General features: G+C 70.9%; 22 protein-coding genes. 10 read left to right on the top strand and 12 right to left on the bottom strand.

Annotation, left to right across the window (positions count from 1 at the left end):
• Positions 1-335: 335 nt before the first annotated feature.
• The 6 genes from QH290_RS05855 to QH290_RS05830 all read right to left on the bottom strand — a co-directional run bounded on the left by QH290_RS05855 (position 336) and on the right by QH290_RS05830 (position 6,048).
• On the bottom strand, positions 336-2,219 hold the full coding sequence (locus QH290_RS05855) for a peptidoglycan D,D-transpeptidase FtsI family protein (protein WP_425301813.1): 1,884 nt from the start codon (positions 2,217-2,219) through the stop codon (positions 336-338).
• Complete coding sequence (gene ftsL / locus QH290_RS05850; RefSeq protein WP_280382185.1) at positions 2,216-3,019, bottom strand: cell division protein FtsL; 804 nt, start codon at positions 3,017-3,019, stop codon at positions 2,216-2,218. The genes QH290_RS05855 and ftsL overlap by 4 nt, the downstream gene beginning before the upstream one ends.
• A 106-nt stretch (positions 3,020-3,125) precedes the next feature.
• Positions 3,126-4,097 carry a 16S rRNA (cytosine(1402)-N(4))-methyltransferase RsmH gene (gene rsmH, locus QH290_RS05845; RefSeq protein ID WP_280382184.1) on the bottom strand — a complete coding sequence of 324 codons (972 nt, stop codon included), beginning with the start codon at positions 4,095-4,097 and terminating at the stop codon, positions 3,126-3,128.
• 151 nt (positions 4,098-4,248) lie between these two features.
• Complete coding sequence (gene mraZ, locus QH290_RS05840; RefSeq protein ID WP_280269916.1) at positions 4,249-4,680, bottom strand: division/cell wall cluster transcriptional repressor MraZ; 432 nt, start codon at positions 4,678-4,680, stop codon at positions 4,249-4,251.
• Positions 4,681-5,048: 368 nt separating this feature from the next.
• A complete protein-coding gene (locus tag QH290_RS05835) occupies positions 5,049-5,483 on the bottom strand; it encodes a DUF3040 domain-containing protein (protein WP_280269915.1) in 435 nt (144 codons plus the stop codon).
• A gap of 124 nt (positions 5,484-5,607) precedes the next feature.
• Positions 5,608-6,048: an SAV_6107 family HEPN domain-containing protein gene (locus QH290_RS05830; protein ID WP_280269914.1), complete on the bottom strand. Its 441-nt coding sequence runs from the start codon at positions 6,046-6,048 to the stop codon at positions 5,608-5,610.
• 190 nt (positions 6,049-6,238) lie between these two features.
• On the opposite strand from QH290_RS05830, the gene QH290_RS05825 reads away from it, so the two are divergent.
• The 5 genes from QH290_RS05825 (at position 6,239) to QH290_RS05805 (ending at position 11,380) form a co-directional block, all read left to right on the top strand.
• Positions 6,239-6,859 (top strand): GNAT family N-acetyltransferase, encoded by a 621-nt coding sequence (locus tag QH290_RS05825; protein ID WP_280269913.1) that lies wholly within the window; start codon positions 6,239-6,241, stop codon positions 6,857-6,859.
• Positions 6,860-6,872: 13 nt separating this feature from the next.
• Positions 6,873-8,459, top strand: a complete 1,587-nt coding sequence (locus QH290_RS05820; protein ID WP_280382183.1) for a phytoene desaturase family protein — start codon at positions 6,873-6,875, stop codon at positions 8,457-8,459.
• Positions 8,456-9,220 carry a carotenoid biosynthesis protein gene (locus QH290_RS05815; RefSeq protein WP_280382182.1) on the top strand — a complete coding sequence of 255 codons (765 nt, stop codon included), beginning with the start codon at positions 8,456-8,458 and terminating at the stop codon, positions 9,218-9,220. The genes QH290_RS05820 and QH290_RS05815 overlap by 4 nt, the downstream gene beginning before the upstream one ends.
• 251 nt (positions 9,221-9,471) lie before the next feature.
• The gene (locus QH290_RS05810) at positions 9,472-10,122 is read left to right on the top strand and encodes an LppM family (lipo)protein (RefSeq protein WP_280269922.1); all 651 of its coding nucleotides are present in this window, start codon (positions 9,472-9,474) and stop codon (positions 10,120-10,122) included.
• Between the two features lie 43 nt (positions 10,123-10,165).
• Positions 10,166-11,380, top strand: a complete 1,215-nt coding sequence (locus tag QH290_RS05805) for a glycosyltransferase family 2 protein (protein ID WP_280382181.1) — start codon at positions 10,166-10,168, stop codon at positions 11,378-11,380.
• Positions 11,381-11,421: 41 nt separating this feature from the next.
• Here the strand turns inward: QH290_RS05805 and QH290_RS05800 are convergent, their stop codons facing one another.
• Both QH290_RS05800 and QH290_RS05795 read right to left on the bottom strand, forming a co-directional pair.
• A complete protein-coding gene (locus QH290_RS05800; protein ID WP_280382180.1) occupies positions 11,422-11,934 on the bottom strand; it encodes a hypothetical protein in 513 nt (170 codons plus the stop codon).
• Between the two features lie 282 nt (positions 11,935-12,216).
• Positions 12,217-13,215: a methylenetetrahydrofolate reductase gene (locus QH290_RS05795; protein WP_280269908.1), complete on the bottom strand. Its 999-nt coding sequence runs from the start codon at positions 13,213-13,215 to the stop codon at positions 12,217-12,219.
• A gap of 164 nt (positions 13,216-13,379) precedes the next feature.
• On the opposite strand from QH290_RS05795, the gene QH290_RS05790 reads away from it, so the two are divergent.
• The 4 genes from QH290_RS05790 to QH290_RS05775 all read left to right on the top strand — a co-directional run bounded on the left by QH290_RS05790 (position 13,380) and on the right by QH290_RS05775 (position 18,690).
• The gene (locus tag QH290_RS05790; RefSeq protein WP_280269907.1) at positions 13,380-14,489 is read left to right on the top strand and encodes a polyprenyl synthetase family protein; all 1,110 of its coding nucleotides are present in this window, start codon (positions 13,380-13,382) and stop codon (positions 14,487-14,489) included.
• On the top strand, positions 14,486-16,078 hold the full coding sequence (gene crtI / locus QH290_RS05785) for a phytoene desaturase family protein (protein WP_280382179.1): 1,593 nt from the start codon (positions 14,486-14,488) through the stop codon (positions 16,076-16,078). The genes QH290_RS05790 and crtI overlap by 4 nt, the downstream gene beginning before the upstream one ends.
• 84 nt (positions 16,079-16,162) lie before the next feature.
• Positions 16,163-17,767, top strand: coding sequence for an alpha-(1->6)-mannopyranosyltransferase A (locus QH290_RS05780; RefSeq protein ID WP_425301902.1), 1,605 nt, complete (start codon positions 16,163-16,165; stop codon positions 17,765-17,767).
• Entirely contained in the window at positions 17,764-18,690 is a 927-nt protein-coding gene (locus tag QH290_RS05775) for a phytoene/squalene synthase family protein (RefSeq protein ID WP_280382178.1), read from the top strand. Before QH290_RS05780 ends, QH290_RS05775 begins: the two co-directional genes overlap by 4 nt.
• Before the next feature lie 61 nt (positions 18,691-18,751).
• Here QH290_RS05775 and QH290_RS05770 read toward each other — a convergent pair whose 3' ends face one another.
• Positions 18,752-19,120, bottom strand: coding sequence for an Rv2175c family DNA-binding protein (locus QH290_RS05770; RefSeq protein ID WP_280269904.1), 369 nt, complete (start codon positions 19,118-19,120; stop codon positions 18,752-18,754).
• A 163-nt stretch (positions 19,121-19,283) separates the two neighbouring features.
• Between QH290_RS05770 and pknB the strand changes: the two genes are divergently transcribed.
• Positions 19,284-21,236, top strand: a complete 1,953-nt coding sequence (pknB, locus tag QH290_RS05765) for a Stk1 family PASTA domain-containing Ser/Thr kinase (protein WP_280382186.1) — start codon at positions 19,284-19,286, stop codon at positions 21,234-21,236.
• Here pknB and QH290_RS05760 read toward each other — a convergent pair.
• The 3 genes from QH290_RS05760 to QH290_RS05750 all read right to left on the bottom strand — a co-directional run bounded on the left by QH290_RS05760 (position 21,211) and on the right by QH290_RS05750 (position 23,441).
• Complete coding sequence (locus QH290_RS05760; protein ID WP_280269903.1) at positions 21,211-21,621, bottom strand: hypothetical protein; 411 nt, start codon at positions 21,619-21,621, stop codon at positions 21,211-21,213. The genes pknB and QH290_RS05760 overlap by 26 nt on opposite strands.
• 132 nt (positions 21,622-21,753) lie before the next feature.
• Positions 21,754-22,053, bottom strand: a complete 300-nt coding sequence (locus QH290_RS05755) for a hypothetical protein (protein WP_280269902.1) — start codon at positions 22,051-22,053, stop codon at positions 21,754-21,756.
• Positions 22,054-22,055: 2 nt separating this feature from the next.
• The gene (locus QH290_RS05750) at positions 22,056-23,441 is read right to left on the bottom strand and encodes a class II 3-deoxy-7-phosphoheptulonate synthase (RefSeq protein WP_280269901.1); all 1,386 of its coding nucleotides are present in this window, start codon (positions 23,439-23,441) and stop codon (positions 22,056-22,058) included.
• Positions 23,442-23,521 lie beyond the last annotated feature (80 nt).

The raw sequence follows: 23,521 nt of genomic DNA, 5'->3' as shown, positions 1-23,521 counted from the left end.
CGGAGAACTGATCGCCGGGTTGCACTGCGTTCGACCGCTGTTCTATCCCGGTGACCACGACATCGTGGAGGTGGTCGCGGCGCGGGGGCGCGCCCGCGAGCTCGACGACCGTTCGCAGCGCGGTCGACGGCGGCGCCGCCGGGCGCAGCACCTGCGGGCTGGGCTGCACGGGCACGAAGCTCCTCTCGGTATATGCGGTTCTGTTCTGCCGTCGCACGGTGACGGACACGGATCGACGTGTCAGGTTACCGTCAGCCCGCCTTCTCGCGTTGCTGGCATACAGGTTGAGCGCCGCCCGGCCCGGCCTGCCGCCCGCACGACCTCGCTCGAACCCGTTACATCGCCTGCAGGACAAGGGGTTTCGCCGGCGGGGAGGGTGGAATGCGGTCGCGCTGCAGGGCCCAGGAGGCAATGCTGTGGAACAGCGGCGCCGCGGACTGCCCGCCGCTGCCGTCGGCGCTGCGGGTCGGCGCGTTCAGCATGATGCCGACAACGTAGCGCGGATTGTCGGCGGGGGCGATCCCGGCGAAGGTGATCCAGTAGCGATCGGTGGAATAGCAGCGGCAGGCCTGGTCGATCTGCTGCGCGGTGCCGGTCTTGCCCGCGATCTGGTAGCCCTCGATGCCGCCCGACGGCCCGGTGCCCTGCTGCACACCCGTCGGGTCGTGCTGCACCACCGACTGGAACATGGTGCGCAGGGTCCGCGCGGTCTGCGGGCTCACCACCCGCACCCCGTCGGGCTGCTCCTCCTCGGTGCGGTTGCCGTCCGGGCCGATCTCGGCCTTCACGATGCGCGGCGGGATCCGCACGCCGTCGTTGGCGATGGCCTGATACATGCCCGTCATCTGCAGCAGGGTCATCGAAAGCCCCTGGCCGATGGGAAGATTCGCGAACGTCGAGCCCGACCACTGATCGCGCGAGGGCACCACGCCGCCGCTCTCGCCCGGCAGGCCGACGCCGGTGCGCTGGCCGAGCCCGAACCGCTTCAGCATCTCGGCGTAGCGGTCCTCGCCGACGCGCTGGGACAGCATCAGGGTGCCGACATTGGACGATTTGCCGAAGACTCCGGTGGTGGTGAACGGGGTGACGCCGTGCGGCCAGGCGTCGTTCACGGTGACCCCGCCCATGCTGATGGCGCCCGGCACCTGGTGCACCTCGTCCGGCGTGGTCAGCCCGTACTCGATGGCCGAGGCCGCGGTGACGATCTTGTTCACCGATCCCGGCTCGAACGCGTCGGTCACGGACGGATTGCCCATATTGGGGGCGTTCCAGTTCTTCGGCCCCAGCTGCGGATTGAAGGTGTTGTCGTTCGCCATGGCCAGCACCTGACCGGTGTGCGCGTCCAGCACCACCGCCGAGGCGTCCTGCGCGCCCGACAGCTGCTTGGCCTGCTGCACCTGCTGCTGCACGTAGTACTGCAGATCCGAATCCAGGGTGAGCTCCACCGCGGAGCCGTTCACGGCGGGCTGGCGGTCGCGCTCGCTGCCCGGGATCACCGCACCGTCGGAGCCCTGGTCGTAGGTGTGCGAGCCGTCGGTGCCCGCCAGTTCCGAATCCATCGACGATTCCAGGCCGATCGCGCCGTGGCCGTCCCAGCCGGTCGCGCCGATCACGTTGGCGGCCAGCGATCCACCCGGGTAGATGCGGCTGGGCTGGCGGTCCGTGCCGACCTCGGGAAACTTCTCCTTGATCTCGGAGGCGATGCGGGCGTCGACGTTGCGGGCCAGATAGGTGAACGTCTCCTCGCTGCGCATCATGCCCAGCAGGTCCGACTCCTTCGGCGCGTCCTTGCCGAGCTTGTCGTGGATCATCTTCGCGATCGCCTGCAACCGCTGATCGGGATCGGGGGCCTTCGCGGACTTGGCACGCGCCTCGGCCAGTTGTTTACGGACCTCGACCGGCTGGAAGGTGAGCGCCTTGGTGGCGACGGTGAACGCCAGCGACTTGCCGTTGCGATCGGTGATCGGCCCGCGCATCGCGTCGTCGGCGACGTGCACGGTGCGCTGATTCGCCGCCTCCGCCGACAGCGTCGGCGCGGAAATCGTTTGTACCCAGAGCAATTGGGCCGCGACCACGAACAGCGCCACCAGCATCAGGATCCGGCCCACCCCGAACCGCAGCCGTAGCGCGCCGTCGGCCGCGGTCCCGGGTCTGGCTCGGGTGCGCGGCCGCGCCGGAGCCCGCCGCGAGGAATTCGACCGTCCCCGTCCCGAACTCATCGTCCCACCTCACCCTCCACGGGCCGCGGCGGCTGGACGCCCGGGCCCGGACCATCGAGCGGCGTCGGGTGGGCGCCGGGCGCCTGATTCGCGCCCGCGGCGGCGTTCGTGGCCGCGGGGCGGTTGGGGCCCTGCTGGGCTGGGGACGGGGTACCGGTGACCGGGACGAGCCGCTCGCCCTGGGTGGGGATGCGTTTCGGGGTTGCGGCCGGGGGCGGCGGGGTGGTGTTCAGCGGGGGCGCGGGGGCGCCCTGTTCGGGCGTCTCCTTGCCGATCACGGTCACCGTGCCGTCGGGGGCGATGAGCAGGCGGGAGGGATCCCGGGCCGGGACCATGCCCAGCTCGCGGGCGCGGTTGGCCAGGTCGGGCGCCGAATCGGCGAACTCGACCTCGCGCTGCAGCGCCGCCCGCTCGTCGCCGAGCTGGCGGTTGATCCGCCGCGCGTCGCCGAGTTGATAGCTGTCCTCGGCGGCCCGGGTGGTGAGCAGCAGGGTGAACATCAGCCCGCACGCGAGCAGCGCGATGATGCCGGTCACGAACGGAATCCGCCCGGCCATCGCCGAGGCGGCGCGGCCCGGCAGCGGAGGCAGCGCGCCACCGCCCTCGACGCGATTGCGGCGGCGCGCGTAAGCCCGTTGGGCCGCACCGGATTTCACCCGCTCGGCCTGCTTCACCCGCCGCGGCGCGGCCTTCTCGTCCCGCCGCGGCGTGACGGTCGCCGCGCGCTCCGGGTCCCGGCCCCGCCGTGCGGATTCCCGCACCGCGCGCCGCGGTGCGTCCACCCGTGTGCGCACGCTCATCTTTCTGCCTCCCCTACTGCGATGAACCGGAAGGGTGCGGCGGCATTCCCGGGGCCCTGCGCGGTTGCGCAGGTCATCGACTCCGGGACTACCGTCCGCACCGCACTCATCCGGCCTCCTGAATCCGTTCCACGGCCCGCATCCGCACCGGGGCGGCACGCGGGTTGTCCTCGATCTCCTGTTCCGATGCCTTCTCCGCCCCCCGGGTCAGCACCGTGAACTCCGGTCCCATACCGGGCAATTCGACCGGTAGGCCGATCGGCGTGCGCGACGCCGACCGCTGCGCGAACAGCTGCTTGACGACCCTGTCCTCCAGCGATTGATAGGACATGACGACGAGGCGGCCGCCCACCTCGAGCGCGTCCAGCGCCGCGGGCAGCGCGGCCTCGAGCGACTCCAGCTCGCGATTGACCTCCACGCGCAGCGCCTGGAAGGTGCGCTTGGCGGGATGGCCGCCGGTGCGCCGGGTGGCGGCCGGGATCGCGTCGTAGAGCAGCTCCACCAGCTGCGCGCTCGTCCTGAACGGCCGCTGTTGCCGCCGCTTGACGACCTCGCTCGCGATCCGGCCCGCGAAACGTTCCTCGCCATAGGTTTTCAGCACCCGGGCCAGCTCGCCGTGACCGTAGGTGTTGAGCACGTCGGCCGCGGTCAGCTCGGCGGTGGGATCCATCCGCATGTCCAGGGGGGCATCCACGGAGTAGGCGAAACCGCGCTCGGCCTCGTCCAGCTGCATCGACGACACGCCCAGATCCATCAGGATCGCCCGCACGGAACCGGTGGCCGGCAGCCCGGCCTCGCGCAGCGCGTCGGCGAGGCCGTCGTAGCGGGTGTGCACCAGCGTGATCCGGTCCTCGAACGGCCGCAGCCGCTCGCCCGCCAGCTGCAGCGCGGCGGTGTCGCGGTCCAGCCCGATCAGCCGGATCGCCGGGTAGGTGCGCAGGAAGTGCTCGGCATGGCCGCCCAGACCGAGCGTCGCATCGACCAGGACGCCACCGGAAGCCAGTGCGGGACCGAGGATTTCGTCGGCCCGCCGCAGCAGGACCGGAACATGGCGGGGAGGCCGGTTTTCATGATTCACCTCGACCTCCCGGATCCGCCTGCGATTGGACTCACACGTCGATGGTGGTGAATGCCCCGTGGTCTCTGACCGACGTTCGGCACCTGGCGTTGGGGAAGTACGTCAGGGTCCGGGTCGGTCAGAGGCCGCGGGGCATTCGCCTCGCTCGGGGCTAGAAGATCCCGCCCAGCGACTCGTCTCTGGCCAGCGAGTAATCCTCCTCGTTTTCGGCGAGGTAGGACTCCCACGCCTGCTTGTCCCATATCTCGAGGAAGTCGACCGAGCCGATCACCACGCAATCCTTCGTCAGGTTCGCGTAGCGGCGGTGCTCGACCGACAGCGTGATCCGGCCCTGTCCGTCCGGACGTTGCTCATCGGTGGAGGCCGCCAGGGCCCGGACGAATGCCCGTGCCTGCGGGTTGCTTCGGGATGCCGCGGAGGCGCGGCGCGCGAGCGCGGTGAACTCCTCCTTCGGATACACGGCAAGGCTGTGGTCCTGACCCTTCGTGACCATCAACCCTCCCGCCAGTTCGTCCCGAAACTTCGCCGGCAACGTCAGTCGCCCCTTGTCGTCCAGTCGAGGCGTGTAGGTACCGAGAAACACCGTCTCGACACCTCCTGCTGGATCACCTCGTCTGATCGGCCTCCATCAGTGCGCGTCCCACATTACCCCACTTTCCCCCACTTTCAATCGAAAGCCGTGGCGATCCCGGTCCTCGCGTGGCGGATTTCCCAGGTCGCGTCAGCTATCGCCCTGGTGGGGAGATTTCACCAAGCTCCCCCGACGCATCCCGCGAATTCGTCGGACGACCCGACAACCGTCAGCAAACTCGCAGATCGGACGGGCTCGACAGCCGGTGTGGGTGAGAGTGGGGAGATCCCGTGGGGGGATGTGGGGTGATCTGGAAGAGATCCGCACAACAAAACGACACGCCGTGCTATGCACGGCGTGTCGCGGTTGATCGATGGGCGCTAGTGACCCTCTTCGAACCGGCGTCTGAACCGGTCCTCCATGCGGGCGGCGAATCCGCCGCCGGACTTGCGCGGTTTGCTCTTCGGACCGCCAGCGCTCGGGGCACCGCCGGTGCCCGATTGCGCGTCCTCGCCCTTGCGACCGGTGCCCGGCAGACCCGAGCCACCCATCAGCAGCAGCACTCCCGCGCCGAACATCACGATGAACCCGAACAGGCTGATAATGGGGAAACCGCCCGGCTTCACGGGCAGGGCGATGCCCGCGACGAGGAGAACCAGGCCGAGGACGAACAGCGCCGCCGCCTGAAGTCTGCGTCTACCGGTGATCGAACGTAGGCGTCCGCCACGGACGGTCGAGGCGAACTTGGGGTCCTCAGCATAGAGCGCGCTCTCGATTTGTTCGAGCATGCGCTGCTCGTGCTCGGAGAGTGGCACGGTACCTCCCCCGGCACTTGTCGTGGTGGTCGCCTCCGGGTAGACGACAAGTAGCCGACCTTGGCGGCTACCTGCCACCAATGATACGAGTTCGATCAGTGCGCTACCACCTACTCGCCGATGTTCAGGCCGTGCCGTCGGCAAGCCGACCCTCGATCGGCCGCAATCGAGCCGTCGTACAGATCAAGTCTTCCACATCGTGCAGGAATGCTCCTACCCGAGAAGCGAACTCATCGGCCTGTCGCGCGTCGACCGGCCGATCCAGGCCCGCCTCGATGGCCGCGCGGGTCTCGGAGAAGGAACTGAAGTAGTCGGCCCACATCACGAACTCGGGCGCGGCCTGCTCCATCAGCACCCAGGCGTTGCGCGAGCGCGCCCGCGGCGCGCGGTCCGCGCCGGTGAGCGCGAGCACCGCTCCCGCACCCCGCAGCGCCGCCAGGTAGGCGGTCCGGAATCGCTCGCGCGAATCGCCCTCGCCGGAAGACTGCAGCAGCAGTCCGTCGGCGCGGTCCAGCAGACCACCCGCCCGCCCGGAGCGACCCGGATGCCCGATCCGACCAGCCATTGCGGCACCTCCAACCCCTTCGCACACCCGGGCCCGCCGAGTACATCGCCGACCGGACGGACCGAACAGGTATTCGAACGTTTCAATTGAGTGTGAATATAGAGACGACCACCGACAAACTTCCGCTCCCGCGCTCGTCCCCGCGTCCGAGCGCGGCCACCGCGTCGAACGAGAGCCACGCCGTCCTGATATGACCGCCCTCAGACCGCACCCCACCCCCGCCCCCGTCGTCGTCGACCTGTCGGTCGCCGCGCTGCGCGCCCGGTTGCACGACGCGCTCGCGGTGTACGTCGCGGCGATGGACTATCCGCGCGGCACCGAACATCACCGCGCGCCGATGTGGACCGAGCACACCACGCGCCCGGGCTGGCAGGCGGTGGCGGCGGTAATCCCCGATGACACCGGGGAATTCGATCTGCGCACCGCGCCCATCGTGGCGATCGCCTACGGCTACCACGGCGCCCCGCATCAGTGGTGGCACCAGCAGGTCCACAACGGGATGCGCCGCTCCGGCTGGCCCGAGCACGCCGCGCGCGAACTGCTGTCGAACTACTTCGAACTCACCGAGCTGCACGTGCATCCCGCGGCGCAGGGCCGCGGGATCGGCGAGACGCTGCTGGTCCGGCTGCTGCGCGACCGGCCGGAGACCGCGGCGCTGCTGTCCACACCGGAGGTCGATCGCGAGGACAACCGCGCCTGGCGGCTGTACCGGCGCCAGGGATTCACCGACGTGGTCCGCCATTTCGTCTTCTCCGGCGACACCCGCCGATTCGCGGTGCTGGGCCGCCGCCTGCCGCTGGAAGCGCCGTGAGCGAGGCGGCGGCGTGAGTGGACCGGCGCGGCCGGTCGTGGTTGTCGGGTCGGGGCACAATGCGCTGGTCGCCGCCTGTTATCTGGCGCGTGCGGGGCATGCGGTGGAGGTCCTCGAGCGGGACGAGGTGCTCGGCGGGGCGGTGTCGACCGTGGAGCGGTTCCCCGGGCATCTGGTCGATCGCGGCTCCTCGGCGCACATCATGATCCGGCACACCGGAATCATCGAGGAACTGGAACTGGCACGGTTCGGGCTGCGCTATATCGATTGCGACCCTTGGGGATTCGCGCCCGCACCGGCGGGAACCGGGCACGCGCCGATCGTGTTCCACCGCGATCTCGACAGCACCTGCCGCGCGATCCAGGCCGCGTGCGGCACCCGCGATGCCGACGCCTACCGGCGCTTCGTGCGGGTGTGGGGCCCGCGCACGCAGCGGGTGCTGCGGGCATTCTCCGGACCGCCCGGCCCCGGCCGGCTGCTGCGTTCGTTCTGGGGGCTGGACAGCCGCGACGGCGGCGCCGCCCTGTCGCGGGAGTTCCTGCAGTCCGGAGATGCCCTGCTGGACAGCCTCTTCGACGACGAGCGGCTCAAGGCCGCGCTGGCCTGGTTCGGTGCGCAGTCCGGGCCGCCGATGTCGGAGCCGGGCACGGCCCCGATGGTGGGCTTCGCCGCGCTCATGCACACGCTGCCGCCGGGGCGCGCGGTCGGCGGCAGCGGGGCGCTCACCGCGGCCCTGGTCGCCCGGCTGCGCGCCGACGGCGGCACGGTCTCGGCGGGCGATGCGGTCACCGAGCTGCGACGCACCGGCGACGAGTGGCAGGTGCGCACGGCATCGGGGCGAAACCTGCGGGCGCGCACCGTGATCGCGGGCACGCACATCGTGACCACCCTGGAATTGCTGCGGCGCGGCGGCTTCGATCCGGCCACCCTGGACGACTGGCGGCGGCGCATCCGGATCGGGCCCGGCATCGGCATGGTGGTGCGGGCGGCGACCGACGCGCTGCCCCGCTATCCGGGCGCGGCCACCGAGGAATCGGCGCACGGGCTGCAACTGCTGGTCGGCGATCGGCGGCAGCTGCGCCTCGCGCACGGCGCGGCGCTCGCCGGGGAGCTGCCGCCGCGGCCGGTGGTGCTCGCGATGAGCTTCAGCGCCCTGGATCCGTCGATCGCACCCGCGGGCCAGCACCAGCTGTCGCTGTGGTCGCAGTGGCACCCGTATCGGCTCGGCGACGGCTCCGACTGGAGTGCGCACGCGGAGCGGGAGGGGGACCGCATCATCGCCGAGGTCGATTCCCTCGCACCGGGTTTCGCCGATTCGGTCCTGCGGCGGTTCGTGCAGACACCGGCGGATCTGGAGCGGGAGATGGGGTTGATCGGCGGCAATGTGATGCATGTGGAGATGTCGCTCGACCAGATGTTCCTGTGGCGGCCGGTGCCGGAGCTGTCCGGGCAGCGCGTGCCGGGCGCGCCCGGCGTGTATCTGACCGGCGCCTCCACCCACCCCGGCGGCGGTGTCTCGGGGGCCAGCGGCCGCAGTGCCGCCCACCTGGTGCTGCGTGATCTGCGGCGGCCTCGGCTGCCCCGGCTCGGACGGCGATGACCGCCCGGCGGCTGCCCGCGCTCACGGCCGCCGCGCTGGTGCTCGCGCAGATCGCCTACCCGCTCACCGAGGGGGCCGGGCGGGACCGGGTCACGGTCGTGGTCGTGTTGCTGTCGGCGGCAACGGCTCTCGCGCACGCCGCGACTACCCGGGGCCTCCGCTTCGCCGCCGGATTGCTCCTGATCGTCTCGGGGCTCGGGCTCGCCGCCGAGATCCTCGGCACCGCTTCCGGATTCCCGTTCGGCTGCTACGCCTACGCCTCCGGAAGGCTGGGTCCGGCGGTGGCCGGGGTCCCGCTGGTGGTGCCGCTGGCCTGGACCGGCGGGCTGTATCCGGTGTGGGTGGTGGCCGGTCGGCTGTATTCCCGTGCCCGCCTGCGCATTCCGATGACGGCCGTCGGCGCGGTCGGCTGGGATCTGTTCCTGGATCCGCAAATGGTCGCCGACGGCCGGTGGACCTGGTGCGCGACCGCGCCGGGACTGCCGGGCCTGCCGGAGATTCCGTGGACCAACTACCTCGGCTGGCTCGTGCTCGCCGCGCTCATGGCCGCCCTGCTCGAACTGCTCGCCCGCCGTTCCCCCGTGACCACCGGCACCGCCGCAATCCCGACCGCCGTCTTCCTGTGGACCTGGCTCGGCTCCACCCTCGCGCACGCGGCCTTCCTGGACCTACCCGCCTCGGCCCCCTACGGGTTCCTCGGTATGGGGATCCTCGGAATGCCTCTGGTAAGTGGATTCCGGCCAAAAGCGTGCCGGAAATGATGGAGGGGGCACACGCGGCGTGCCGGAAATGATGGAGGGGGCACACGCGGCGTGCCGGAAATGATGGAGGGGGCACACGCGGCGCGCCGGAAATGATGGAGGGACGGTAGGTCCCGGCCCGTCGCGTGCCGGGAGGACCGGCGTGTCATGGCACGATGTGAGCCGTGCAGCCGAGTCCGACAACATCGAAGCCCGGCGGCGCGCGCGTGGTCGCGCCGCGTCGGCGTCGTCATCGTGCCTGGTCCATCGTGATGCTGGCGGCGTTGCTGCTCCCGTTACTGACCGGCTGCCTGCGGCTGCAGGTATCGATGGGCGTGTCGACCAACGACCGCGTGTCGGGGCGCATCGTCGCGGCGGCGGTACCCGCCACCGACAAGGACAAGGGCCCGCAGCTCAAGGTGCCGGAATCGCTGTCCAGCAAGGTGCGGGTGGAGCCGTACACGCAGGACGGATACACCGGCAGCCAGGTCTATTTCGACGATCTCACCTTCGGCGAGGTGCAGCAGCTGGGCCAGCTGTCGGACCAGACGCAGGGGATGTTCAACCTCTCGTTCAACCGCACCGGCGACCTGGTCACCCTCAGCGGCCGGGTGGATCTGCGCAATGTGCCGCCGCAGGGCTCGGACGTGCAGTTCACCGTCGCGTTCCCCAACCGCGTCGCCACCACCAACGGCACCCGCGAGGGCGATTCGATCGTGTCCTGGAAGCTGCCGCCCGGCGATGTGAGCACCGTGCGCGCCGAGGTGAAGTACGCCGACCCCAACACCCGCTCGTTCGCGGGCTGGGCCGGGATCGTCGGCGGCATCACCCTCGCCGTCGCCGCCATCGTCGCGGTCCTGGCCTACGTCAACCGCAATCCCGCCCCGCCGCCGCCCGCGCCGCGGCCACGCCAGCGCGCGTAACGCGCGAGACAGCCGCCGCCGGGTGTGGAAGGCTGGACTTCGCATGATGAGAACACGTGAGGAAGCGACGAATCGGCGGATTCGCTCCGCGTTCGACGGACTGGTGGCCGGAGGCACCCTCATCGCGGGCGCCGGCGCCGTGCTGGCGGCGGTCAACCGGGCGACGATACGGCAGCTCGACCCGGTACCCACCACCGTGATCGAGCCGGTGACGGTCTGCGTTCCGGCCCGCGACGAGGCCGGGCGGCTCCCCGAGCTGATCGCGGATCTACGCGCGCAACACGGGGTTTCGCGATTGCGGGTGCTGATCCTCGACGACCGCTCGGGCGACGGGACCTACGCGGCCGCCGTGCACGCGGTGGGCGGCGACGAGCGATTCACGGTGATCGCGGCCGAATCCGAACCGGAGCCCGGCTGGACGGGGAAGAACGCCGCGTGCGCCCGGCTCGCCGAAATCGCCGGGGTCACAGCCGATTCCGACGCGGCACCGGCGGGTGTGCTGATATTCCTCGACGCCGATGTGCGGCTCGCGCGGGGGGCGATCGCCGCCGCGGTCGGCGAATTGCGCAGGGCCCGTGCCGGATTGGTCTCGCCCTGGCCGTATCAGCGGGCCGGATCGGTGACCGAGGCGCTGGTGCAGCCGCTGCTGTGCTGGTCCTGGGCGGCGACGCTGCCCATCCAGATCACCGATCGCGGCCTGCGGCCGTCGACGGCCGTGTCGTGCGGTCAGTTTCTGATCTTCGACGCCGCCACCTATCGCGCCGTGGGCGGGCACAGCGCCGTCGCCGGGCAGGTCACCGAGGATCTGGCGCTCGCGCGGGCGCTGCGCCGCGCGGGGCATCGCACCGTGCTGGTCGCGGCGGGACGCGTCGCCACCACCCGGATGTACCGGAGCGCGGCGGCGCTCGAGGCCGGGTACACCCGCTGGCTGTGGTCCGCGTACGGTTCGGCCGCCGGTAGCGCGGCCGTCGGCACGGTGACGGCCCTGGCGTTCTGGTCTCCCCCGCTGGCGGCCCTGTTCGCCCGCGGCCGCACCCGGCATATCGGGCGGGTCGGCTACGCCTGCGCGATCACCGGACGCCTCCTGGCCCGTTCCCTGGAATCCGGCGGCGCGCCCAAGGCCGCGGATATCGTTGCCGCCGTGGCACATCCGCTCTCGATCGCCGCCTACCTGCGACTGTCGGTGCGCTCCCACCGCCTGCACCACGCGGGCTCACTGAGCTGGAAGGGACGGTCCCTGCCCGCCCGCGCCATGTGATCGGCCGCGGCGGGCGACGATGCGTCGGGCGATACCGCCGCTCAGGACACCGGGACGATGCCGACCGTCGGCAGGAAGAAACACGTGTGGTTGCCGTTGCGGACCGAGCCGAAGACCGCCGCCAGCACGGTGCCGGACCCGGTGTTCACCGGGACCGCGCGAACACCTCCGGCCGGGAGGGCGGCGGCGAAGAAGTTCTGCACGGCCTGTTCGGCCAGCGGGCGGATCTCGGCCGGGACCTCCGGCGGCACCATCGCGCGCACCACCTGCGACAGCGGGTTCATGGCGGCGAATCCGCCCCGGCCGGTGCTGGTGTTGAGCCACGCCACCTGCATGCCCGACGTGTCGGTGCCGTCGGGGCCCAGACCGTAGGGCACGAACGCGAACATCGTCTGCCCCTTCTTGACCGCCGACAGATCCAGCCCGGGCATCGACACCGTCGTCTTCGGCCATGGGCCGGGCAGCGCTCCGGCCAGCGCGGGCACCAGGCCCAGGGTGGTGCCGTCGTGGCACAGCGCCGACGCGGACGGGTACAGGAACGGCTGCACTCCCACCTGCTGCAGGCTCTGAACCGCGGTCTGGTAAGCGGTGAGCAAATCGCCGACGCCGATGTCTCGACCCGGCCCGCCGCGGCGATGGCGGCCTCCGGCCCGGATGGCCCCGCCACCGCGGTGACGGATCCGACGCAGGCCAGCGCGACGGACGCGCCCACCACAGCGGAGACACGGAGCAGACTGCGCAACACGGTCATCGGAGTACTCCTCGTCGTCACGGTCGAGACGTGACGGTACTCCGAGAATGGGGCACACCCCTCGCTATCGGCCGCGAAACGCCGATCAGGCGCTCACCGGGGTGGCCGTCACCGTGTAGCCGAGATTGGTCAGCACCTCGGTGGTGGCCTTGGCGAAGTTGAGCGTGATGAAGTGCAGGCCGGGCGCGCCCTCATCGATGAGCCGCTGCCCGATCTCGGTGGCGATCTCGATGCCGACCGCGCGCACCGCGTTGCGGTTGGCCTCCGGGTCGTTGCCCGCGGCCTTCTCCAGCCGCTGCAGCAGCCGCGCGGGCAGCGGGCGGCCCGACAGCTCCTCGGCCCGCTGCACCGTCCGCAGCGAGGTGATCGGCATCAGCTCCGGGATGATCGGCTTGGCGCCCTCGACCGGATCACACGCCACCACGCGGTCGCGCAGGCGCAGGTAGTCGTCCACGTCGAAGAACATCTGGGTGATCGAATATTCCGCTCCCGCACGCAGTTTCGCGCACAGGTAGGCGGTGTCGCGGTCGAGGTCCGGGGAACGGTGGTGCCCCTGCGGGAACGATGCCACGCCGACGTGGAAGTCGCCGAGCCCGCGCACCATGCGCACCAGCTCCTCCGCGTACTCCAGCCCCTCGGGATGTTTGCGCCACTCCCCCAGCGGATCCCCCGGCGGATCGCCGCGCAGCACCAGCAGGTTGCGGATGCCCGCGTCGGCGTAGGTGCCGACGATCGAGCGCAGTTCGGCGACGCTGTGCTCGACCGCGGTCAGGTGCGCCACGGTGAGCAGCGTGGTCTCGCGGGCCAGCTGCCCCGTCACGCGGGCGGTGCGGTCGCGGGTGGATCCGCCCGCGCCGTAGGTCATGGACACGAACGCCGGGTGCATGCGCTCGAACTCGCGTGCCGCCCGCCACAGCCGCGCCTCGGCGGCCGCGTCGCGGGGCGGATTGAACTCCACGGAGAAGGGAATGGTGCCGTCGGGGCGCCGCACCAGCTGCTCCACGATGGACGGAGTTCCGGAAACCTGCGGCGTCCGGGAAGGTCGGCCTGGGGTCGAACGTCCCCGTACGTTGTCGAAACTCACCGAACCAGTGTAATCGGCACGACGCCCCATCTCGGGGGCGTGGGCCTGTGCGGGACGAATCGGGAGGTCGGTAAGGTTCGATGGCGGGGTGCTGGTGCCCCGAACCATATGTCGCTGCGCACGATCGGCTTGCCGACGCGTCGGATCACCTTGGGAGGTTCCTGATGGCCGCCGGACCGGGTACCCCGACACGGCCGGCTCCGGCCGGTGCCGCCCTGGTGGGGGCCGTCGAGGGCGCCCTCACCGACTTCTTCGCCGCGCGCCGCGAGTCCGTCGCCGAACTCGGCCCGGTCTTCGTGGACGCCGTCGCCGAGCTCGAGGATTTCGTGCTGCGCGGGGGCAAGCGCACCCGCCCGTCCTTCGCCTGGACCGGGTGGCTCGGCGCCGGTGGCGACCCCGCGGGACCGGAGGCCGACGCGGTGCTGCGGGCCTGTGCCGCATTGGAACTGGTGCAGGCCTGCGCGCTGATCCACGACGACATCATCGACTCCTCGCGCACCCGGCGCGGCTTCCCCACCGTGCACGTGGACTTCGAACGCCGCCACCGCGACCGCGAATGGACCGGCGACTCAGCGCATTTCGGCATCAGCGTGGGCGTGCTGATCGGCGATCTGGCGCTGGCCTGGGCCGACGACATGGTCTCCGACGCGGGGCTGACCCCGGCGGCCCGCGCCCGCTTCGCCCCGGTCTGGGCGGCCATGCGCACCGAGGTCATGGGCGGGCAGCTGCTCGACATCCACGGCGAGGCGGGCGCCGACGATTCGGTGGAGGCGGCGCTGCGCATCAATCGCTACAAGACCGCGGCGTACACGATCGAGCGGCCGCTGCACCTGGGCGCGGCCCTGGCCGACGCGGGCCCGGACCTGATCGCGGCCTACCGCGAATTCGGCACCGACATCGGCATCGCCTTCCAGCTGCGCGACGATCTGCTCGGCGTCTTCGGCGATCCGGAGGTCACCGGCAAGCCCTCGGGCGACGACCTGCGCGAGGGCAAGCGCACGGTGCTGGTCGCCGAGGCGCTGCGCCGCGCCGACGCCACCGCCCCCGCCGCGGCCGAACTGCTGCGCACCTCCCTCGGCACCGACCTGACCCCCGACGAGGTGACCCACCTGCGCGACCTCATCACCGACCTCGGCGCCGTCGACGAGGTGGAACGCCGCATCGCCGACCTCACCGACCGCGGCCTGTCGGCCCTGGCATCCAGCTCGGCCGCCCCCGAACCCAAACAACGCCTACGCGACATGGCCCTCGCCGCCACCCGACGCGTCGCATGACCCCGCCCGAAACTTCCCGCACCGGGGATGCGTCAGGTGCGGGGCGGGTGGTTGTGGTCGGGGGTGGGCTGGCCGGGTTGTCGGCGGCGCTGTATCTGGTCGGCGCCGGGCGCACGGTGACGCTGGTCGAGCGGGGGGATCATCCCGGTGGGCGGGTCGGGTTCTATCGGGGGGCCGATTATGAGATCGATTGTGGGGCGACCGTTCTCACGCTGCCGGGGTTGATCGATGAGGCGCTGGGGGCGGTGGGGGCGAGTGCGGACGCGCAGGGGTTACGTATTCACCGGCTTGCGCCTGCCTATCGCGCGCGGTTCGCCGATCATTCGACGATCGATGTCTTCGACGATCCGGACGAGATGGCCGCGGAGGTGGCCCGGGCCTGCGGGGGCGCCGAGGCCGGGCGCTACCGGGAGCTGCGCGACTGGCTCGGCAGCATCTACGGCGCCGCCTACGACCAGTTCATGGACACCAACTTCGACTCGCCGCTGGACATGATCCGGATCCCGGAGAAGCGGGCGGCGCTGATCGAACTGATCCGGCTGGGGGCGTTCGGGCGGCTCGGGCCGCGGGTCGGGCGCATCCTGCACGACGAGCGGCTGGCCCGGCTGTTCACATTCCAGGCGCTCTACGCGGGCATGGCACCGGCGCAGGCGCTCGCCGTCTACGGCGCCATCCCGCACATGGACACCTGCCTGGGCGTCTATTTCCCCGAGGGCGGGATGCGCGCGATCCCCGCCGCCATGGCCGCCGCGCTCACCGCCGCGGGCGGCGACCTGGAGCTGAACACCGAGGTGACCGGCATCGACTACGCCGATGGCCGGGCCCGCCGCGTGCGCACCGCCGACGGCCGCGCCTTCGACTGCGACGCGGTCGTGATCACCGCCGACCTCGGCTCCCTGGACCGCTTCGGCATCGCCCGCCGCCGCCCGCTGCGGGCCGCGCCCTCGGCGGTCGTCGCCCACGGCACCGTCCCGGCGGACGTGGCGGCCGCCTGGCCGGTGCAGGCCCATCACACCATCGACTTCGGCGCCGCCTGGGACCGCACGTTCGCCGAGATCGCCGCCCGGCCCGGCCGCGGCCGCACGATGAGCGACCCGTCGCTGCTGCTGACCCGCCCCGCGCTCAGCGATCCGGCACAGTTCATCGACCGCCCGACCGGCCGCCACGAACCGCTGTCGCTGCTGGCACCGTGCCCGAATCTCGATGCGGCCCCGATGAATTGGACCCGGCTGGGCCCCGCCTACCTGCGCGAGCTGCTCGGCGTCCTGGAGCGGCGCGGCTACCGCGGCATCGCCGAGCATTTCACCGTCGACCACCTCGACACCCCGCAGACCTGGCGCGACCAGGGCATGCTCGCCGGTACGCCGTTCTCCGCGGCACACCTGTTCCGCCAGACCGGCCCGTTCCGCACCCGCAATCTGCCCCGCACCGCCGAGAACATCGTGCTGGCCGGGTGCGGCACCACCCCGGGCGTAGGGGTTCCGACGACGCTGCTGTCGGGAAAACTGGCCGCGCAACGCATCACCGGCGCGCGCCGACCGTGCGATCTCCGACATGCCAGGCATGATCCGTGCCGACCGACGCGCTAGGGTTCCGGTCGACCAATTAAACTAGCGGCCGACCTGTTGACAGCGGTTACGGCCGCACCGATTTCCGGGGGGAACCGACGACCTATGCCTACCCCCGAACCCGATACCGCCACCGTGGCGGCCCCAGTGATCACCGCGGCACCGCATCCCGGCGCCACGGCGACACCGCACACCCTCCGCTGGTGGATGCGGTTCGCCGCCGACTTCTTCCGCAGCCCCGAGGGCCACGCCGCGCTGCTCGGCTGCGCCGGGTCGCTGATGATCACCTGCGGCGGCCTCGGCGCCGGTGCCACCCGCCGCAGCGACCCGCTGCTCGAGGCGGCGCACCTGTCCTGGCTGCGGTTCGGGCACGGCTACGCGCTGGCCACCATGGTCGTCTGGCTGGGCGTGCTGGCGATGATCGTCGGCTGGGTGCGCCTGGGCCGCATCACGATCGGTAACGGCAGGTACGGCGGCAACGTCACGCTCAACGAGCTGCGCGGGATCGTGGGCCTGTGGGTCTTCCCGCTGCTGTTCGCGGTCCCGATGTTCAGCCAGGACGTCTACTCGTATCTGGCGCAGGGCGCCCTGCTGCGCGACGGCTACGACCCCTACACGGTCGGCCCCGTGGTCAACCCGGGCGTCCTGCTGGACAACGTGAGCTCGGTGTGGACCACCACCACCGCGCCCTACGGCCCGATCTTCCTGCTGCTGGGCAAGTGGATCACGATGATCACCGGCGACAACGTGGTGGCGGGCACCTGGGCGATGCGCCTGGTCATGCTGCCCGGCCTGGCGCTGATGATGTGGGCGGTGCCGCACCTGACCAAACACCTGGGCGGTAAGCCGACCGTCGCGCTGTGGCTGGCGGTGCTCAACCCGCTGGTATTGATCCACCTGATCGGCGGCGTGCACAACGAGATGCTGATGGTCGGCCTGATGGCCGCGGGCATCGCGCTGGTACTCGAGCGCCATCACGCGGCCGGGATAGTGGTGGTCGCGATCGGCGTGGCGATCAAGGCCACCGCGGGCGTGGCGCTGCCGTTCCTGGTGTGGATCTGGATGATTCACGAACGCGAGCGCCGCGCCGCGGAGAACAAGGGCCCGCTCCCGCACCCGCTGTGGACCTTCGCGAAGATCGCCGGGCTGGGGCTGTCGGTATTCGCGGTGGTGTTCGCCGCCGCCTCCGCCGTCGCCGGGGTCGGGATCGGCTGGCTCACCGCGCTGTCGGGCTCGCAGAAGATCATCAACTGGCTGTCCCTGCCGACGATCATGGCGCACATGGTGACCTGGGTGACGCCGTTCCAGCTCGGGTCGATCCTGGATTGGACCCGCGCCCTGTGCGGGATAGCGCTGGTGGCGGTCCTGGCGTGGACGTGGTGGCGGTTCAAGCACAGCGAGCGCGAGGCGGTGCTGGGCATCCTGATCGCCTTCGTCGCGATCGTCATCCTCTCGCCCGCCGCGCTGCCCTGGTACTACTCCTGGCCGCTGGCCCTGGCCGCCGGATTCGCGCTGTCGACCTCGACGCTCATGGTGCTGGTGGGGCTGTGTACCTGGCTGATGCTGGTGTTCCAGCCGGGCGGCGCGATCGGCCTGTACAACATCTGGCATGTCGCCGTGGCCACGTTCATCGCGGTCGTGGCGGCGCTGTCGCTGCGCACGGTGGACCCGCTGCGGCTGCGCGCCGACGCCGGTAAAACCAAGCAATGAGCGGCAGCGCGGCCGGAACACCTGCCGCGTACCGGCACTGCCGGGCGATCGCCGCCGAACACGGCCGCACCTACTACCTCGCCACCCGGCTGCTCACGCCCGAGCAGCGCCCGGCCGTGCACGCGCTGTACGCCTTCGCCCGCACCGTCGACGACATCGTCGACCACGGTGCGAACGATGCCACGGAGCAGCTGGACCGGATCGAGAAGCAGCTGCGCGAACGGCTGGCCGCGCACCCGGAACCGATCCCGCACGCCGACTCGCCGGACCGCGAGCTCGTGCTGTCGGCCGTGGCCGACACCATCACCCGGTTCGGCATTGCGCCGCAGCACTTCTGGACCTTCCTGGACGCCATGCGGATGGATGTGCCGGACAGCCCGCTGTTCCGCAATCGCTACGCGACGATGGCCGAGCTGCGCGAGTACATGCGCGGGTCGGCGGCCGCGATCGGCCTGCAGCTACTGCCGGTGCTCGGCACGGTGGTGCCCGCCGCCGAGGCGGAACCGGCGGCCGCCGCGCTGGGCGAGGCGTTCCAGCTGACGAACTTCATTCGCGACGTCGGCGAGGACCTGGACCGGGGGCGGGTGTATCTGCCGTCGGCCGAGCTGGCCGCCTTCGGTGTCGACGAGCAGCTGCTGGCCCACTGCCGCCGCACGCACCGCACCGATCCGCGACTGCGCCGCGCGCTCGCCCACCTGATCACCACCAACCGGGCACTGTACCGCCTGGCCACCCCGGGGATCGAACTGCTGCGGCCGCGCGTGCGCCCCGCCATCCGGACCGCCGCCGTGCTCTACGCCGCAATCCTCGACGAGGTGGAACGCTCGGAGTACGCGATCTTCGACCGCCGCGCGACGGTCCCCCGGCGGCGCCGCCTGCGGGTGGCGGCAGCCGAGTTCGCCGCCGCGGGCCTGAGAAGGTAGCGACAGCGCGCGTCCGTGCCCCCTGTCGTTCCGGCATGCCCTCGGCCGGAATCCAACCGCCTCAGAACGGCTCGGCCGCGGCGCGGCGCACGACCTCACGGGCCAGCGGGCCGTGGATCGCGTCGACGGGACGGCCGGGCAGGCTGTCGTCGTCGGTGTAGATCCACTCCAGGATTTCCTCGTCGGTGTATTTGGCGTCGCGCATCACGGTGATCAGGCCGGGCAGCGGCTTCACCACCGCCCCGGTGGAATCGAAGAAATCCTTGGGGACCCCGGCGACTCCGTCCCGGCGCACCGCGAGCAGCTGATGGTCTCGCAACATCTGATGCACCCGGGTCACCGCGATACCGAGTTGCTCGGCCACATCCGGCAGCGGGAGCAAGGTCACCGACTCCGGAAGAACATCGTCGCTGCAAGGAAATGCACTCACCCGCATAACGGTAGCCGGTTCTCCCGCGCACGTCGTGAGAGACCCGGACCCGCCGCGCCTATACCATCGGGAGTGCCGCCACCGGGGCGGCATTCGCTTGTCGCAGCCGAAGCGAGAGGTGAGAGCTTTTGTGAAAGTCGGAGGACATCTGTTGATCGGCCAGATGCTGGACGGGCGCTACCGCATCGACGCGCCGATTGCGCGGGGCGGCATGTCGATGGTGTTCCGGGGGGTGGACACACGCCTGGACCGGCCGGTCGCGATCAAGGTGATGGATCCGAAATTCGCCGGCGACCCGCAGTTCCTGAGCCGGTTCGAATTCGAGGCCCGCTCGGTCGCCAAGCTGAAGCACCCCTCCCTGGTCGCGGTCTACGACCAGGGCATCGACGGCGACTACCCGTTCCTGATCATGGAGCTGGTGGAGGGCGGCACCCTGCGGGAGCTGCTGCGCGAGCGCGGCCCGATGCCGCCGCACGCGGTGTACGCGGTCGCCGAACCGGTGCTGCAGGCCATCGGGGTGGCGCACGCGGCCGGGCTGGTGCACCGCGACATCAAGCCGGAGAATGTGCTGATCTCCGACGCCGGTGAGGTGAAGATCGCCGACTTCGGCCTGGTCCGCGCCGCGGCCGGGTCGAATATGACCTCCGCGAGCGTGATTCTCGGGACGGCCCAGTACCTGTCGCCCGAGCAGGTCACCGACGGCAATGCCGACGCGCGCAGCGACGTGTACTCCTTCGGCGTCCTGATCTTCGAAATGCTCACCGGCCGTACCCCGTTCACCGGCGACACCTCGCTGTCGATCGCGTACCAGCGGGTGGAGAAGGACGTGCCGAGCCCCGGCCGCCTCATCGCCGGGGTGCCACCGGAATTCGACGAACTGGTCGCGCACGCCACCGCCCGCGAGCCCGCGCACCGGTTCGCCGACGCCACCGCCATGGCGGGTGAACTCCGGCACATCGCCTCCGAGCTGCAACTGCCCGAATACCGCGTGCCCGCGCCGAAGGAGTCGGCGGAACATCTGTCGTCGCGCTACCGCATCGGCCCGACGCCCGCCCCCGCCCCGCCGCCCGGACCGGCCGATGCGACGACCCGGTTCGCGGCCGAACAGCCCGGCCCGCAACGCACCCGCGTAATGACGGCCACGCAGCCGCGCGCCGAGCCGCACCCGCCCGACTACGCCCCGGCGCCGGATCACCGGCAGCCCTATCCCCACAACTTCGACGCCGACCGCGAACGATCCCGGCGGCGGGTGCTGATCTGGGCGGCCATCGTCGTCGCGCTGGCCCTGCTGCTCGGGGCGGGCGGCTGGTGGCTGGGCGTCGGGCGATATTCGGCGGTACCGCCGATCGCGGGCATGGACACCGACCGCGCGACCGTCGCCCTGCGCGATGCCGGATTCGATACCACCATCCGCAACAGGGCCTCCGACACCATCCCCGTCGGCGGCGTGGTCGGCACCGATCCCGCGGCCGGTACCCGGGTGGTGAAGGGCTCCACCGTCGCGGTGCTCGTCTCCAGCGGCAAACCGCGGGTGCCGCAGTTTCAGCCCGGCGACGACGTGAAGACGGTGGAGCAGGCCATCCGCGACGCCGGGCTGAAACCGGTCGCCAGCGGCGAGAGACCCAGCACCGCACCCAAAGGTTCGGTGGCACACCTGGAGCCGGGTCCCGGGACGGTGCTGCCGATGGGTGCGTCGGTCAAGGTGTTCCGCAGCAAGGGGTCCGCGCCGGTGAAACTGCCCGATGTGCGGGGCAAGACCGTCGACGAGGCGCGCGCGTCGCTCGAGCAGGCGGGAATCACCGTGCAGGACACCAGGACCGAGTTCGATCCGAAGGTCAAATCCGGTGACGTCGTCGGCACCGACCCCGCCGCGGGCACCAGCCTGCTGTCCGGCGCCGCCGTCACCCTGCTCGTCTCCAATGCCGTGCTGGTCCCCGATGTGGGTGGCAAGAGCGTGACGGCCGCCCGCAGCGAGCTCGAGGGCCTCGGGCTGCAGGTCGTGCTGAGCAATATCTTCACCGGCAACGACCGCGGCACCATCCGCGGCCAGACCCCGATCGCCGGGGCGCACGTGGCGCCCGGCAGCACCGTCACACTCGTCGTTCTGCCGTTCTGACCGGCGAGTCCGGCCCTCGTTCACCGCGGCGCGACATCGGCAGATCCGAACCCACGCTGGCACCGCCGAGCACCTCGGCCACGGTCAGCCCGACGCGCGCCGCGACCAGATCCAGGGCCTGCTCCAGCACCGAATTCGCGCTGGTCCCGACGACCTGCGACTGTTCGAGCCGGCCGATGCCGCGGGCGATCCGGATCCGGCAGCGCCAGGCGCGCGCGGGGCGATCCGCCTCGGGTCTCTCGATGACCACCGACGCCGGGACGCCGTCGATCACCAGATCGTGCTGCACCAGGGCGGCCCGGTCTCGTCCTACGAATCGGCCGCGGCCACCGCCGAGCCGATCGGCGCCGGGTAGTAATTCCTCGGCCACCGTAACCACCTTCATCGGTCCTCCCAGGGCAGATCCCGCAATCAGCCCATTGCCGCCGGCAACGGACGGGATAAACCTAACCCAACCGTCCGGTATCAGCAACAGTTCAGCTAACTTCGGCGGTGTGAGCCTGTCCTGGACAAACGCTCAGGCGACGGCGAGCAACGGCGTCCCGGTCTCCGGATCGTTGATCGCCACGACGGCCGCGGTGCTGAACACGTCGACCGGCATACCGCCGATGCTCGGGCTGATATTGGTCGTCACCTGGGCCGAGACGACGGCCGGGTCGTAACCCCAGGAGATGTTGAAGATCAGCAACCGGCTGCCGTCGCGCAGCACCACCTCCGACGGGATCCCGTCGCGGTCGCGATCGCGCAGCAACCGCAGAATGGTGCGGTCCGTCCCGTCGACCTGCAGGGCGCCGACACTGCGAAAGACGACGTTCACCGCTACCGCAGCATCTCCGCGACCAGGAACGCCAGTTCCAGCGACTGCTGGGTGTTCAGGCGCGGGTCGCAGGCCGTCTCGTAGCGGTCCTCGAGGTCCAGATCGGAGATGTCCTGGGCGCCGCCGAGGCATTCGGTGACGTTCTCGCCGGTCAGCTCGATATGCAGGCCGCCCGGGTGGGTGCCCAGGGCGTGGTGCACCTCGAAGAAGCCCTGCACCTCGTCGACGATGCGGTCGAAGTGGCGGGTCTTGTAGCCGGTGGACGACTCGTGGGTGTTGCCGTGCATCGGATCGCACTGCCAGATCACCTGGTGCCCGGTGGCCTGCACCTTCTCGATGATCGGCGGCAGCACGTCGCGCACCTTGGTATTGCCCATCCGCGCCACCAGGGTGAGCCGCCCGGGCTCGTTGTTCGGGTCGAGCCGCTCCACGTACTCCATCGCCTGCTCCGGCGTGGTGGTCGGCCCGATCTTGAGGCCGATGGGGTTGGCCAGCAGCTCGGCGAAGGCGATATGGGCGCCGTCGAGCTGGCGGGTGCGCTCGCCGATCCACAGGAAGTGCGCCGACAGGTCGTAGAGCACCGGATCGCCGGCGGCGTTCTCGGCCAGCCGCAGCATGGCGCGCTCGTAGTCGAGCACCAGCGCCTCGTGGCTGCAGTAGATCTTCGCCGACTGCAGGCTCGGGTCCTGCACCCGGCAGGCGCTCATGAACGCCAGGCCGCGGTCGATCTCCTCGGCCAGCTGCTCGTAGCGGGCGCCGGCCGGGGACTGGGCGACGAAGTCGCGGTTCCAGTCGTGCACCTTGTGCAGGTCGGCCATGCCCGCTCCGGTGAGCGCGCGCACCAGGTTCATCGCGGCGCTGGCATTGGCGTAGGCGCGGACCAGCCGCGACGGGTCGTGCTCGCGCACGGCGGCGTCGGCGACCAGCGAATTCACCATGTCGCCGCGGTAGGACCGCAGGCCCAGCGCGTCCACATCGGCCGAGCGCGGCTTGGCGTACTGCCCGGCGATGCGGGCCACCTTCACCACCGGCAGGCTGGCGCCGTAGGTGAGGACCACGGCCATCTGCAGCAGCGTGCGGATATTGCCGCGGATATGCGGTTCGGTGTTGTCGGCGAAGGTCTCGGCGCAGTCGCCGCCCTGCATCAGGAATGCCTCGCCGCGAGCCACCTCGGCCAGGCGCTCGCGCAGTTCTTCCACCTCGGCGGGCACGCAGATCGGCGGCACGCTCTCGAGTACGGTGCGCATCTTCCCCGCCAGGTCGGGGTCCCACGACGGCTGCTGCAGGGCGGGGCGCGCGAGCGCATCGTCGAGCCGCCGACGGAGTTCGGCAGGCAGCGGAGGCAGTTCCGGCAGGCGGTCGATCGGTACGTCGACGGTCCAGTTCACCAGCTCAGGATAGTGACTTCCCGCGACACTGTGGTAACGCGGAGGTAGGGGGGTGCGCAAGCACACTGTGGCGGGCCGTA

Source organism: Nocardia wallacei, from assembly GCF_029869545.1.
Classification (GTDB): domain Bacteria; phylum Actinomycetota; class Actinomycetes; order Mycobacteriales; family Mycobacteriaceae; genus Nocardia; species Nocardia wallacei_A.
The sequence above is the reverse complement of the archived record's forward strand: the minus strand, read 5'-3'. Positions and strand labels throughout refer to the sequence as shown.

Coding starts and splice junctions, on each gene's coding strand:
- QH290_RS05855 (WP_425301813.1), bottom strand. CDS start 2,219: ATGAGTTCGGGACGGGGACGGTCGAATTCCTCGCGGCGGGCTCCGGCG.
- ftsL (WP_280382185.1), bottom strand. CDS start 3,019: ATGAGCGTGCGCACACGGGTGGACGCACCGCGGCGCGCGGTGCGGGAA.
- QH290_RS05830 (WP_280269914.1), bottom strand. CDS start 6,048: ATGGCTGGTCGGATCGGGCATCCGGGTCGCTCCGGGCGGGCGGGTGGT.
- QH290_RS05825 (WP_280269913.1), top strand. CDS start 6,239: ATGACCGCCCTCAGACCGCACCCCACCCCCGCCCCCGTCGTCGTCGAC.
- QH290_RS05815 (WP_280382182.1), top strand. CDS start 8,456: ATGACCGCCCGGCGGCTGCCCGCGCTCACGGCCGCCGCGCTGGTGCTC.
- QH290_RS05810 (WP_280269922.1), top strand. CDS start 9,472: ATGCTGGCGGCGTTGCTGCTCCCGTTACTGACCGGCTGCCTGCGGCTG.
- QH290_RS05805 (WP_280382181.1), top strand. CDS start 10,166: ATGATGAGAACACGTGAGGAAGCGACGAATCGGCGGATTCGCTCCGCG.
- QH290_RS05790 (WP_280269907.1), top strand. CDS start 13,380: ATGGCCGCCGGACCGGGTACCCCGACACGGCCGGCTCCGGCCGGTGCC.
- crtI (WP_280382179.1), top strand. CDS start 14,486: ATGACCCCGCCCGAAACTTCCCGCACCGGGGATGCGTCAGGTGCGGGG.
- QH290_RS05780 (WP_425301902.1), top strand. CDS start 16,163: ATGCCTACCCCCGAACCCGATACCGCCACCGTGGCGGCCCCAGTGATC.
- QH290_RS05775 (WP_280382178.1), top strand. CDS start 17,764: ATGAGCGGCAGCGCGGCCGGAACACCTGCCGCGTACCGGCACTGCCGG.
- pknB (WP_280382186.1), top strand. CDS start 19,284: ATGCTGGACGGGCGCTACCGCATCGACGCGCCGATTGCGCGGGGCGGC.
- QH290_RS05760 (WP_280269903.1), bottom strand. CDS start 21,621: ATGAAGGTGGTTACGGTGGCCGAGGAATTACTACCCGGCGCCGATCGG.